The 12,680-nt window shown below is 69.8% G+C and carries 13 protein-coding genes; 7 read left to right on the plus strand and 6 right to left on the minus strand.

The genetic code is table 11. The features are described from left to right. Positions 1–24: 24 nt before the first annotated feature. Together METUNV1_RS14780 and METUNV1_RS14785 are read left to right on the plus strand one after the other, a co-directional pair. Positions 25–864: a PEP-CTERM sorting domain-containing protein gene (locus tag METUNV1_RS14780; protein ID WP_008063152.1), complete on the plus strand. Its 840-nt coding sequence runs from the start codon at positions 25–27 to the stop codon at positions 862–864. Positions 865–868: 4 nt separating this feature from the next. Beyond that, positions 869–1,630 (plus strand): hypothetical protein, encoded by a 762-nt coding sequence (locus METUNV1_RS14785; RefSeq protein ID WP_232416314.1) that lies wholly within the window; start codon positions 869–871, stop codon positions 1,628–1,630. A gap of 10 nt (positions 1,631–1,640) precedes the next feature. Here the strand turns inward: METUNV1_RS14785 and METUNV1_RS14790 are convergent, their stop codons facing one another. The 4 genes from METUNV1_RS14790 to gstA all read right to left on the minus strand — a co-directional run bounded on the left by METUNV1_RS14790 (position 1,641) and on the right by gstA (position 6,471). Further along, on the minus strand, positions 1,641–1,928 hold the full coding sequence (locus METUNV1_RS14790) for a hypothetical protein (protein WP_008063154.1): 288 nt from the start codon (positions 1,926–1,928) through the stop codon (positions 1,641–1,643). Between the two features lie 61 nt (positions 1,929–1,989). Next, positions 1,990–4,644, minus strand: a complete 2,655-nt coding sequence (locus METUNV1_RS20140; protein WP_008063155.1) for an AAA family ATPase — start codon at positions 4,642–4,644, stop codon at positions 1,990–1,992. After that, on the minus strand, positions 4,641–5,765 hold the full coding sequence (locus METUNV1_RS14800) for a metallophosphoesterase family protein (RefSeq protein WP_008063157.1): 1,125 nt from the start codon (positions 5,763–5,765) through the stop codon (positions 4,641–4,643). Before METUNV1_RS14800 ends, METUNV1_RS20140 begins: the two co-directional genes overlap by 4 nt. A gap of 97 nt (positions 5,766–5,862) precedes the next feature. Further along, positions 5,863–6,471 carry a glutathione transferase GstA gene (gstA, locus tag METUNV1_RS14805; protein ID WP_008063165.1) on the minus strand — a complete coding sequence of 203 codons (609 nt, stop codon included), beginning with the start codon at positions 6,469–6,471 and terminating at the stop codon, positions 5,863–5,865. Positions 6,472–6,681: 210 nt separating this feature from the next. Between gstA and dksA the strand changes: the two genes are divergently transcribed. Then, positions 6,682–7,110 (plus strand): RNA polymerase-binding protein DksA, encoded by a 429-nt coding sequence (dksA, locus tag METUNV1_RS14810; protein WP_008063166.1) that lies wholly within the window; start codon positions 6,682–6,684, stop codon positions 7,108–7,110. A 69-nt stretch (positions 7,111–7,179) separates the two neighbouring features. On the opposite strand, the gene infA is transcribed toward dksA, so the two are convergent. Continuing rightward, positions 7,180–7,443 (minus strand): translation initiation factor IF-1, encoded by a 264-nt coding sequence (gene infA / locus METUNV1_RS14815; RefSeq protein WP_008063167.1) that lies wholly within the window; start codon positions 7,441–7,443, stop codon positions 7,180–7,182. A gap of 325 nt (positions 7,444–7,768) precedes the next feature. Between infA and paeA the strand changes: the two genes are divergently transcribed. Both paeA and METUNV1_RS14825 read left to right on the plus strand, forming a co-directional pair. Then, positions 7,769–9,064, plus strand: a complete 1,296-nt coding sequence (gene paeA, locus METUNV1_RS14820; protein ID WP_008063168.1) for a polyamine export protein PaeA — start codon at positions 7,769–7,771, stop codon at positions 9,062–9,064. 37 nt (positions 9,065–9,101) lie between these two features. Then, positions 9,102–10,307, plus strand: coding sequence for a glycoside hydrolase family 2 TIM barrel-domain containing protein (locus tag METUNV1_RS14825; RefSeq protein WP_008063169.1), 1,206 nt, complete (start codon positions 9,102–9,104; stop codon positions 10,305–10,307). A gap of 150 nt (positions 10,308–10,457) precedes the next feature. Here METUNV1_RS14825 and METUNV1_RS14830 read toward each other — a convergent pair whose 3' ends face one another. After that, positions 10,458–11,540: a serine/threonine protein kinase gene (locus tag METUNV1_RS14830; RefSeq protein WP_008063170.1), complete on the minus strand. Its 1,083-nt coding sequence runs from the start codon at positions 11,538–11,540 to the stop codon at positions 10,458–10,460. A gap of 63 nt (positions 11,541–11,603) precedes the next feature. On the opposite strand from METUNV1_RS14830, the gene queE reads away from it, so the two are divergent. Then, positions 11,604–12,233: a 7-carboxy-7-deazaguanine synthase gene (gene queE / locus METUNV1_RS14835; RefSeq protein ID WP_008063179.1), complete on the plus strand. Its 630-nt coding sequence runs from the start codon at positions 11,604–11,606 to the stop codon at positions 12,231–12,233. 62 nt (positions 12,234–12,295) lie between these two features. Beyond that, on the plus strand, positions 12,296–12,661 hold the full coding sequence (locus tag METUNV1_RS14840; RefSeq protein ID WP_008063181.1) for a 6-pyruvoyl trahydropterin synthase family protein: 366 nt from the start codon (positions 12,296–12,298) through the stop codon (positions 12,659–12,661). Positions 12,662–12,680 lie beyond the last annotated feature (19 nt).

Here is a 12,680-nt window from a genome sequence, read left to right on the forward strand (position 1 = left end):
ACAACCGATACGGAGCACACCGCCATGATCATCCGCACCTTCGCCCTCGCCCTGACCGCCGCCCTCGCAGCACCGGCCCACGCCGCACTGAGCGTCACGCTTGAACGCGACGCCTGGGGCCAGTTCGACAGCTATGAATACCAGCAGACCTTCGACACGCTGGCGTCGGCCAACGGCAACACCAACGTCGCCTGGGCCAATGACAGCACGCTGGCCGGCTGGTCGCTGTTCAATGCGCTGAAGAACCCGATCACCTACTACCGCGCCAGCGCGGGCGCCGACGCCGGCGGCTATGTGTACAGCTACGGCGCGAACGGCAACAGCGACCGCGCCCTCGGCGCCCTCGGTTCCGGCGGCGCCTACTGGGGCTCGCCGGCGTCCAACGCGCTGTCGGCCTACATGGCGGTGTCCTTCCGCAACGATGCGGCGCGCACCATCGAAGGTGTGGACGTGTACTGGGACGCCGAACAGTGGCGCGTCGGCGAATCGAACGCCACCACTGACACGCTGGACTTCCGCTACGGCTTCGGCGACACCTTCGGCGCGGTCACCACCTGGATCAATCCGGGCGTGTCCTTCAAGTACAACTCGCCGGTGGCCAACGCCGGCACTGCCGGCTACGGCACCGACGGCAATGCCAACGCGGTTCAGCTGGGCGGCGACATCGCGCTCGAATGGCAGGCCGGCCAGACCCTCTGGATCACCTGGATCGACTACAACAGCGCCGGCTTCGACCACGGTCTGGCGATCGACAACGTGTCGCTGAGCGTGGCCATCCCGGCGGTACCGGAGCCCGCTTCGATCGCACTGCTGGCCGCCGGCCTCGGCATCATCGGCGTGGCGGCGCGCCGCAAGCAGGCCTGAGTCGATGAGCGCAATGAAGGCTTTCCACACCCGTCTGCTCGGCGCCGCGCTGCTGGCCGTGGCGCTGCCCGCCACGGCCGACATCCAGGTCACGCCGGACGCGACCGGACGTTATGTCTACGTCCAGGACTTCAACACGCTGGGCGCGACCAGCCGCGCCTTCGAGTGGCGCGACAACGACACGCTGCCCGGCTGGCGCCTGCTCAACTTCGTCGAACAGCCGCTGGTCACGCCGACCTACCGCGGCGACACCGGCGACGACACCGGCGGCAGCTTCTACAGCTACGGCCTGGAAGGTGACAGCGACCGCGCGCTCGGCGGCCTGGGTTCGGGCGGCGGCTACTTCGGCACGCCGGCCGCCGGTCAGCTGGCCGGCTACATCACCGTGTCCTTCCGCAATGCCGGCGACCGCGACATCGGCAACGTGAAGCTGGCGTTCGAAGGCCAGCAGTGGCGTCAGGGCGCCAGCGACGACCTGAACCGGCTGGTGTTCGAATACGGCGTGGGCGAGGAATTCGGCCATGTCGAATGGGTACGCCCGGGCGCCGGCTTCGATTTCGAATCACCGTCGCCGCTCATCGTCACCCCGGCGGGCTCGCCGGTGTACGGACGCGACGCGCTGGCGAAGCAGGCGCTGGGCGGCGTCATCCGCCCGGCCTGGACCGCCGGCGGCCGGCTGTGGCTGCGCTGGGTGGTGCGCAATCACCAGGGCTTCGACCACGGCCTCGCGATCGACAACCTGAAGCTGACGGTCGAGCGCCCCTGAGGCGTCTCGCTCAGATCAGCGACTGCACCGCGGCCACCACGGCGGCAGCCGCCAGCCACGCGCCGATGCGCCGCAGAAGCGCGGTGTCGAGCGTGCGGCTGGCGTCGTGACCGGCTCGGCCCAGGCCCACCACGAACAGGTGGGCCGGCAGCGCGATCGCCAGCAGCGTGGCAATCACCAGTCCGGCACTGTCGCCGCCCTCGCCGCCGAAGCGTGACCACAGCAGCGGCCACACCGCGGCGGAAAAGGCGCCGGCCAGCGCGGCGGTGATCGGGGTGGCGTTGATGTTCAGCGGCATGGGCGTTCCGGTTTCGGTGAAGTCTTGATCAGGGCTGCTTTTAAGGTTTCACGGGCGCCACTCAGGCGACGGCATCGAGGGTGCGCGCCTGCACGCCCAGATCGCGCCAGTTCTCCGGGTGGCAGGTGAACAGCAGGATCTGGTGCCGGCTGGCGGCGTCGAACAGCACCCGCTTCATCCGGTCCAGTCGCGCGGCGTCGCTGTGCACCAGCGCGTCATCGAGGATGATGAGGGTGGGGCGACCGGCTTCGCGCAGCAGGTCGGCATAGGCGAGGCGGGCGATCACGCCCATCTGTTCGCGGGCGCCGAAACTGAGTGCCTCCACGTCGCCGCTTTCGCTGCCGCCCGCGCCTTCGCGGGTGAGCGGGCCCGGGCCCAGGCTGTCGTCGATCGCGATGCGCGCGCCCGGAAACAGCAGGCCAAGGTAGTGATTCAGATGCGTCTGCAGCGGCGCCTGCAGGCGCTGGGTGAGGGCGCGCCGCTTGTCGCGCAGCCGGCCGAGCAGCAGGTCCAGCGCCCGGGCGCGACGCGCCAGCTGGTCCTGCCGGCGCCCGGCCGCCGCGAGGTCACGGGCGAGCGCGGCATGCCTTTCGTCCAGCCCCTGGGCGCCCGCCGCTTCAAGTTCGATTTCCAGCCGGGTGATGTCGTCACGCCGCTGGTCACGGGTCTTCTCAGCGATGTCGGCACTGCGGTCCAGCCGCTGTACGTCCTGTTCCAGCGCCTGCGGGCGGGCCGCCTCGAGCTGACGTGCCAGCGCCTCGACCTGCTGCGCCTGGGCGGCCTGCCGGGCCAGTGCGTCGACCAGCGCGCGCTGCGCCGCCGTCTGCCGCTCGGCACGGCCCGGATCGTCGAGCCGCGCGCGCGCCGCAGCCGCCTCGCCCTGCGCGGCTTCGAGCACCGCATCCGCCGCCGCCCGCCGGCTGACCGCCTCGCCCAGATGGCGCGCGGCTTCGGCCAGCGACTGACGCGCCCGCTCTTCGGCCGCTTCGGCTTCGACCACCGACGGCAGGTCTGCCGCGTCGCTCGCACCCTGTGTCTCGGCGGTCAGCAGGGCAAGGCGCTGCGTCAGTTCGGTCACCCGGCCGGCGAGCACGCTGCACTCGGCGCGCAGCGCATCGACGCCGCGCGGCGCCAGCGCCTTCACGGTCGCGTCCGCCGCCTTCAGGTCGGTCAGCTTCTGTGCGTGCAGCTGCTGGCGCGCCTCGGCCGCCTCGAGCGAGGCGAGACCAAGCCGGGCCAGCGCGCTGCCGTGACGGTCGGCCAGTTCCGCCGCTTCACGCGCGAGCGCGGCGGCATCGCTGCCGCCCGGTTCGATGCGCAGCCGGCCGTGGCCGGGCAGGGTGATCGTGGTGGCTTCGGGCAGCAGCCGTTCGCCGCTGCCAGTCAGCACCTCGTCGCCGATGCGCAGTTCGCGACCGTCGTCGAGTGCGAAGCGCAGCCGGGTGGCAAGTGCGGTACGGCGAATGTCCAGTTCGCGCAGGCGCTTCGCCTGTTCGCGCAGCGCGGTCAGGTCGGCCGCGCGGATTTCGCAGGCGGCGGCTTCGGCCTGCAGCGCGAGCACGCGCGCCTGTGCCGCCTCGGCCTGCGTCGAAGCGGTCTGCGCGGCATCGGCCTTGCGGCGCGCGTCATCGAGCTCGCGGCTCACCTGCTGCAGGTTGTCGCGGCTGCGCGCCTGCTGCAGCCGCCTGCGGGCGGCTTCATGCGCCTGCGCCGCCTCGCGCTCGCGCTGCTGCCAGGGCGCGGCCAGCGCCTGCACCGCGTCCAGCGCGCGCTGGGCGGCGGACACCGCTTCGGCCCGGCGCGCGGCGTCGGCCGCGTCCGCATCGAAAGCCGCGATCTGGCCGCGCAGCAGCTCGACCTGCCGCGCCAGCCCCTGCGCCGACTCGCGTTCACCGATCAGCCGCGACTGCAGCGACTGCGCCTCGGCCAGCGCCGCACGCGCCTCGGCGGCCTGCGCACGCAGCGCCACCCAGGGGCAGCTCTGTGCTTCGTCATCGTGCTGCTGCCGCAGCTGCGCCAGCCGGTCCACCTTCTGCCGGCTGTCCTGCAGCGCGGCCTCCACCGTGGCCAGCTCGCCGGCCAGCCGTGCGCACAGCTGCTGGGCTTCGAGCCAGATGCCGCGCGGCCGGTCGGAGGACGGGGTGAGCAGTTCGTTGCGCTGCTTCTCGACTTCGGCGGTGATGTCGTCGCCGTCGCCGCCGGCGATCTCGCCGAGCGAGGCGGTGAGCACGCTGCGCAGGTGGTCGGTGGCATGACCGACCGACTCGCGCAATTCCTGCGCGCTGCCCTGCTCTATCCAGAGCAGGCCGGGAATACCCCAGTGCTCGGCCTTGCTCGCGCCCTTGGACGCGAAGGCGAAGCCCAGCCGTTCGGCGAGGAAGTCCTCGGCCTCGGCGCCGTCGAAGACGCGCTCGCCGTACTGCAGCGTGCAGCGCTTGCGGCCAAGAAAGCGCTTGTTCAGGCGACAGTCCCGGCCGTCCAGTTCGAAATCCAGTTCGACTTCGGGCGTGGCGCCCGGATCGCTCCACGGCCGCAGGTGATCGACGGTGCCGGAGCGGTGGCGCTCGAAGAAGGCGGCGCGCAGCGCGGCGACCAGCGTGCTCTTTCCGGTCTCGTTCGGACCGGCGAACAGGTTCAGCCCGGGTTCGAGGTCGCGCAGTTCGAAGGGCTGGCGGAAGCGGCGGAACTGTTCGACCCGCAGACGGTGCAGCTTCATCGCGCTTCCCCGGCCGCACGGCGTGCGTCGAGCAGGCCGGCCAGCAGCACCAGCGCGTCGCGCGCGGTGTCTCCATCGGCACCATCCTGGGCGGCACGCAGGTCGGCGATCACTTCGCCCAGATAGCCTTCGGCGGCCAGCCGGGCCAGATCGTCGTCGGTCGGTTCAATGCGCACCGGGTCGAGGTCGGCGCGCAGCGCGCGGGCGCGGCCCTGTGCCTGCGCCAGCGCATCGCGCAGGCGGGCGAGCCCGGCCAGGTCGGTCTGGCCAGCGAGTTCGAGCTGCAGCACGTCATCCGCCTGCAGACCGTCGAGCAGCGCGCACAGCGCATCGATATCGCTGGCCACCTGCAGCACCACGCGCTCGCTGCGCCAGCGGTAGCGCCCGGTCTGCAGCACGCTCACCTGCGGCAGTGCGCCCGGTGCGTCGATATCGACCCGCAGCGCACAGCCGGAGTCGTTGTTGCGGAAGCGGTCGGTTTCCGGCGTGCCGCTGTACCAGCAGCGCGCGTCGATCTGCCGGCAGCCGTGCCAGTCGCCGAGCGCGAGATAGTCCAGCCGCGCCTGCGCGGCGCGATCGGCGGCGATCGGATTGGCCGAATCGATGCCTTCGGCCAGCACGCCCTGCACCGCACCGTGCGCCAGCCCGATGCGGAAGGTGCCGGGCGGCGTGTCGGCCGCGGCGAACCACTCGGTCAGGTCGGTATAGGTGTGGCGCTGTGTGAGCGGCGCTGGCAGGACCACCGCATTCAGCCCTTCGAAGTGCAGCGGCACCGGCCGCAGGCACAGGTGCACGTGATCCGGCACGGCATTGAGCCGCTGCGCGCGCGTCCACACCGATTCGCTGAGTGCGGCGTCGTGATTGCCGGGCAGCATGACCCAGGGGCCGGCGAAGCCGCGGGTGGCGTTGAACAGCCGCAGCACGGTCTTGTCGGCGATGCCCTGGGCATCGAACACGTCGCCGGCCACCAGCACCAGATCGACCTTCTGTTCGGTGGCCAGCGCGGCCAGCCGCTCGACCGCGGCGATGCGCGCTTCGGCCAGCAGCACCGCTTCGTCCGGTTCGAACTGTCCGTATTGCTTGCCGATCTGCCAGTCGGCGGTGTGAAGGATTTTCAGCACGGAAGAATGGGGAAGACACTCGACACATCGGCGGGCGCCCACCTTGCTTCGGCGGCGCCCGCACTGTCAATCGGCGCTGCGGCGGAGAACCGTCCGTTCAGCCCTTCAGGCCTTCGGCCGCACGCGCGGCCTGCACCGCCGGACGGGCGGCCACGCGGGCAAGATAGGCCTGCAGGCGCGGCAGCTGCGACAGGTCGAGACTGACCCAGGCGCTCCAGCCGGCCACCACGTACAGATAGGCGTCCGCGACCGTGAAGTCCGGCCCGCACAGCCAGCCGTCCTCGCCCAGCTGGCTGTCCACCCAGGTGAACTTGCGCAGCAGGATGTCGGCCGCCACCTTGCGTGCCGCGGCGTCGAACAGCGGGTTGAACAGCGGCGAGTAGCCCTTGTGCAGTTCGGAGGTGATGAAGTTCTGCCATGCCATCACGCGGTAGCGCTCGCGCGAGCCGGCTTCGGGAATGAGGCGGCGGTCCGGCACCTGGTCGGCCACGTACTGGGCGATCACCGGGCCTTCGGTCAGCACTTCGCCGTCGTCCAGCTGCAGTGCAGGCACCTGGCCCTTGGAACTGATGCTGCCGAAGGGCGTGCCGTCAGCAGTGGTCTGGCTCTTCAGATCGACGCGCACCAGTTCGAACGGCAGGCCGGCTTCGCGCAGCACGATGTGCGGGGCCAGCGAACAGGCGCCCGGCAGGTAGAACAGCTTCATTCAGATCTCCATGGATGGGGTCGGCAGCGGGCGCCATGCTATGCGGTCTCGCGCGATGAATAAACCCGTGCCGGCGCAGGACACGCCGGCGAAACGAAATGCTCACACCGCTGCACACGGGGCGGGTGTATGGTGAGCGCTTCGCAGGGTGGTCGTGACCCGCACCGGAGCCGGCCGCTCACCCCACCGCTCACACGGAAGGTAAGAACCATGAGCGCTGTCCTCTTGCCCGAATCCGATTCCGACGTGGCGCTGCTCACGTCCTCGCCGTCGGATTACATGTCCCCGTCGCAGCTGGCTTTCTTCCGCAGGCGGCTGCTCGCCGAGCGCGATGCGCTGCTGCAGTCCGCACACGACACCACGCAGCACCTGCACGAGTTCGAACGCACGCCCGACCCGTCGGATCGTGCATCACTGGAAGAGGATCATTCGCTCGAGCTGAGGGTGCGCGACCGTGAGCGCAAGCACCTGCACACCATCGACGAGGCGCTGGCGCGCATCGACGACGGCAGCTACGGCTGGTGCGAATTCACCGGCGAGCCGATCGGCCTCGCGCGGCTGCTGGCACGGCCGACCGCGACGCTGTCGGTCGAGGCGCAGGAGCTGCACGAGAAGCGTCGCCGGATGCGCGGGCGCTGAGAGCCCGCGCCATACGGTCAGTGCCCGGAGCGCCCCCGGGGGGCGCAACCGGTCAGACCCGGCAGGCGATCAGTGGGTGCGGCGGGCCGGCGGCGGCGTCGCCGGACCACGGCCTTCGATGTGACGGAAGGTGATGCGGCCCTTGCTGAAATCGTAGGGCGACATTTCCAGCGACACCTTGTCGCCGGCGATGATGCGGATGTGGTGCTTGCGCATCTTGCCGCTGGTGTAGGCCACGATGATGTGGCCGTTTTCCAGCGTGACGCGGTAGCGCGAATCGGGCAGGACTTCGGTCACTACGCCGTTCATGTCGATCAGTTCTTCCTTGGCCATTGCGGTTCTCCCGGAGCAGGCATGAAAAAGGTGCGTCAGCCGGGTGACGGGCAGACGCCATGGAGCCAACTGCGGAATCGCTTTGGGATGCGAAGGAATTCAGGTCGCCCCGACTGCGTCAGGGCGGGCAGGAAACCGGAATACAGCAGTGACGGTGTGCGCGGCGGGCGGCCTGTTCACACGCCCCGGGCCATCGCACCGCCCGACACTATGCACCTAAAGGCGGCATCCTGCCCGATTATCTGCAGACGCCGCGGGTGACAGGAAGCCGCCACAGGCACGGTAGACTGCTGCAACGTCCTGCAAGTCGCCCTGCGCACCCATCATGAGCCTGACCCAGAGCGTGCTGCTGCTCGCGGCGCTGATCCTTACCAGCGCCTTCTTTTCGATCGCCGAAATCGCGCTCGCCGCCTCGCGCCGGCTGCGTCTGCGCCAGATGGCGGAAGACGGCGACCCGCGCGCCGAACAGGTGATGCGCATCCAGGAGAACCCGGGCCATTACTTCACCGTGGTGCAGATCGGCGTGAACGCGGTGGCGGTGCTCGGCGGCATCGTCGGCGAAGGCGTGCTCAGCCCCTACGTGTCGGCGCTGCTGGAACGCTGGCTGGCGGCCGACACCGCCGCCACCACCGGTTTCCTCGTGTCCTTCCTGCTGGTCACTTCGCTGTTCATCCTGTTCGCCGACCTTATCCCGAAGCGGGTGAGCATGGCGGTACCGGAAGCGCTGGCGGTGCGCGTGGCCGGGCCGATGCTGTTCCTGAGTGCGCTGTTCCGGCCGCTGGTGTGGCTGTACGCCCGCCTGACCGACCGCCTGATGCAGTTGCTGCGCCTGCCGCGCGCACGCGAGGAGAAGGTGACCTCGGACGACATTCTGGCGCTGACCGAAGCCGGCGCGCAGAGCGGTGCGCTGGCGCGGCGCGAACAGCAGGTGATCGAGAACGTGTTCGAGCTGGACAGCCGCACCGTGCCGAGCGCGATGACCCACCGCGAGCGCATCGCCTACTTCCTGCGCGACGACCCGGACGCGGTGATCCGCGCCCGCATCGCGGAAGAGCCGTACTCCACCTATCCGGTGTGCGACGGCGACATCGATCACGTGGTGGGCTATGTCGATGCCAAGGACCTGTTCCAGCGCGTGCTGAAGAACCAGCCGATCACGCTCACCGACGACAGCCTGCTGCACAAGGTGCTCATCGTGCCGGACCGGCTCACGCTGGCCGAAGTGCTGGACCAGTTCCGCCAGGTGGGCGAGGACTTCGCGGTCATCGTGAACGAATACAGCCTGGTGGTCGGCGTGGTGACGCTGAACGACGTGATGAGCACGGTGATGGGCGATCTGGTGTCGCCCTGGTACGAGGAACAGATCGTCCGGCGCGACGACCATTCCTGGCTGATCGACGGCATCACGCCGATCGGCGACGTGAAACGCGTGCTCGGCATCGACGCGCTGCTGGCCGAGGACGAGTACGACACGCTGGCCGGCTTCCTGATGGTGATGCTGCGCCGTGTACCCCGCCGCACCGACAGCGTGGTGTGGGGCGGCTACCGCTTCGAGGTGATGGACGTCGACAGCTACCGCATCGACCAGGTGATGGCGACGCGGGTCGAACCGGGCCACTGAGCGGGAACCGCCGGCCGGTGCCGGCACTCGGACGGGCATGATGACGCCCTATCGACTGGTGCGCCCGCTCGTGCTGATCGCGACCCTGCTCGCCTGCACCCAGGCGCGCGCCGCCGACCCCGCCTGGCAGGGCGCCGCGTTCGAGGGCGACCGCGTGGCGCTGCAGAAGCTCGCCGATGCCGGTGCGCGCGTGGTGCGCGTCTATCGCGAAAGCGACGCCTGGGTACTGGATGCCGCGCACGCGCTGGGCATCAAGGTGGTGATGGGGCTGTGGCTGAGCCATCCGCGCCACGGCTTCGATTACGGCGACCCGGCCATGGTGGCGGCGCAGGACGCGCGCATCCGCGATTTCGTGCAGCGCCACCGCGACCATCCTGCGCTGCTGGCCTGGGGCGTGGGCAACGAGATCGAAACCGGCGTCGCCGATCCAAAGCCGCTGTGGCGCGAGGTCGACCGCGTGGCCGGCATCGTAAAGGCACTCGATCCGCGCCACCCGACCGTGATGGTGGTGGCTGACAACAGCGACGACGGGCTGCGCCCGCTGGCCGACTGCTGTCCGCAGGTCGACCTGCTCGGGCTCAATGTCTATGGCGGCGCGATTTTCGAACTGCCGGCGCGCCTGCAGCGGCTGGGCGTCACGAAACCGATGGTGGTGACCGAACTCGGCCCGCTGGGCCAGTGGCAGGCCGGTCGCAAGCCCTGGGGCGCGCCGGTGGAACTGACCAGCACGCAGAAGGCGGATTTTTTCCGCGAGGCACTGGCTTTCGTCGCCAGCCAGCCGCAGATCGTCGCCGCCTTCCCCTTCCTGTGGGGCGAGAAGCAGGAACAGACCGCGACCTGGCACGGCCTGCTGGCCGGTGGCCACGAAACCGCGATGACCGACGCGCTGGCCGCGGCCTGGGGGCGTCCGGAAGCCACCGCCGCACCGCGCATTCTCGGCATCGGCATCGCCGCGGACGACTTCGCGCCCGGTGCTGAAATTTCGGCTGGCGTCGATGCTCGCGCCTTCGACGGGTCGGCGCTTACGACCGAATGGACCGTGCATGCAGAGGCGACCGACCTGCGCCTGGGCGGCGATGCCGAAGCGCCGCCGCCGCGCATCGGCGTGCGCATGCTGCAGGCAGACGCGCGCAGCGTGCGCTTCGTCGCGCCCACGACCCCGGGTGCCTACCGGCTGTTCATCACGCTGACCGACAGCGCGAGCAAGGTGGCGACCGCCAACCTGCCGTTCCGGGTGCGCTGACCGCGCTCGGGCGACCGCCCATGCAACCGGCCGGTGGACGCGACGCCCGGTCGCGACGGACGTTAAACCTAGGGAACGCGTCCGTGCGTCGCTGCACCGGAGGCGGAACGCCGCGACCACCGCAACGTTCCGAAGCCCGCGCCCGGGCGCTCAGCCCATGCCGGGCATGCGCCACAGCGGCGGCTCGTCCATCACCGCGATCTGTTCGCGCAGTTCGAGCACCCGTGCTTCCCAGTAGCGCGGCGTGTCGAACCAGGGGAAGGCGGCCGGGAAGGCCGGGTCCTGCCAGCGGCGGGCGATCCAGCCGCTGTGGTGGATGAGCCGCAGCGTGCGCAGCGCTTCGACCAGATGCAGCTCGCGCAGGTCGAATTCGCAGAACTCCTCGTAGCCGGCCAGCACGTCGCCGAGCTGGCGTACCCGGTCTTCGCGCTCGCCGGACAGCAGCATCCACAGATCCTGGATCGCCGGCGCCATGCGGCTGTCGTCGAAATCGACGAAGTGCGGTCCCTGGCCCTCGACCCACAGCATGTTGCCGACATGGCAGTCGCCGTGGGTACGGATGCGCGTCACGTCGCCGGCCCGCTCGAAGGCGGCGCGCACGCCATCCAGCGCCTGAGCGACCACGCCGCGATACACCTTTTCCAGCTCCGGCGGCACGAAGCCGTGGTCGAGTACATAGGCGGCCGGCTCGTCACCGAAGCTGGCAATGTCCAGCGCCGGCCGATGGGCATAGGGCTGCACCGCACCCACCGCATGGATGCGGCCCATGAAGCGGCCTATCCATTCCAGCGTGTCGCTGCGGTCCAGCTCGGGCGCGCGGCCGCCGCGTCGCGGAAACACCGCGAAACGATGGCCGGCGTGGTGCGCCAGCGTGTCGCCGGACGGCAGACGCAGCGGCGGCACCACCGGAATCTCGCGTTCGGCCAGCTCCAGGCTGAAAGCGTGCTCCTCCAGGATGGCCTCGTCGCTCCAGCGCGCCGGGCGATAGAACTTGGCGATCACCGGCGTACCCTCGTCCAGCCCCACCTGATACACCCGGTTCTCGAAGCTGTTCAGCGCCAGCAGCCGGCCGTCGACCGGAAAACCGGCCGCTTCGAGCGCATCGAGCACGGTGTCCGGATTGAGGTCGGCATAGGGCTGTGAAGAAGGCTGCGATGCGGCCTGAGCCGCGCGCTGCACTGCTACGGGCAGCGGCGGCTGGGGTGGATCCGGCAGGTCGGTGTCGTCGGTCATCAGGTGGAAAAATCCAATAAACGCGATACCCTAGCGTGTTTTGCGCAGTTTCTGGCATCGGTCGTGGCATATCAGGTCAAGGAAATCTTCTACACGCTGCAGGGCGAAGGCCTGAACGCTGGCCGCGCCGCCGTGTTCTGCCGCTTCGCCGGCTGCAATCTGTGGAGCGGCCGCGAGCAGGACAGGGCGAGCGCGCAGTGCCGCTTCTGCGACACCGACTTCGTCGGCACCGACGGCACGCTGGGCGGCCGCTACGACGCCGATGCGCTGGCCGACACCGTCGCCGCGAGCTGGGCGGGCGAGGGTGGCGCGCGCTTCGTCGTGCTCACCGGCGGCGAACCGCTGCTGCAGGTCGACGCGCCGCTGATCGACGCGCTGCACGCGCGCGGCTTCGAAATCGCGGTGGAAACCAATGGCACGCTGCCGGCGCCGCCCGGACTGGACTGGGTGTGCGTCAGCCCGAAGGCCGGCAACCCGGTGGTGCAGACCCGCGGTCAGGAACTGAAAGTGGTGGTGCCGCAGGCCGGCCTCGACCTGACCGCGATGGAAGCCTGGGATTTCGAGCACTTCCTGGTGCAGCCGATGGACAATGCGGCTTCGGCGGACAACACCCGCTGGGCCATCGAATGGTGCATGCAGCACCCGCGCTGGAGGCTGAGCTTCCAGACGCACAAGGCGGTCGGCATACGCTGACCGCTGCAGACCCGGAACCGCGCGCACTGCATGACGTGGCGGTTCCTTTTGGACGTATCGAGATGGTTGTTGAACTGAGCCAGCGCTTCTTCTTCGAAGCCGCCCACACCCTGCGCCGCAAGGTGGAAACCGAATCCAGCCTGCGCATTCACGGGCACACCTATCACGCCGAAGTGAGCCTGCGCGGCGAGCCGGACCCGGCCAGCGGCATGCTGATGGATCTGGCGGTGTTCCGCGCCGCGCTGGCCGAGGTCAGGGCGAAGCTGGACCACCGCTTCCTGGACGAGGTCGAGGGCATCGGCCCCGCCACGCTGGAGAACCTCTGTCATTACCTGTGGCGCGAACTGGCGCCGCAGCTGCCGCAGCTCGCGCGGGTGACCGTCGAGCGCCAGGCTTCGGGCGACAAATGCACGCTCAGTGCATGCTGAACTGACACCGCGGCCGCCC

This window comes from Methyloversatilis universalis FAM5, assembly GCF_000214035.2.
In the GTDB taxonomy this organism is placed as follows: Bacteria; Pseudomonadota; Gammaproteobacteria; order Burkholderiales; family Rhodocyclaceae; genus Methyloversatilis; species Methyloversatilis universalis.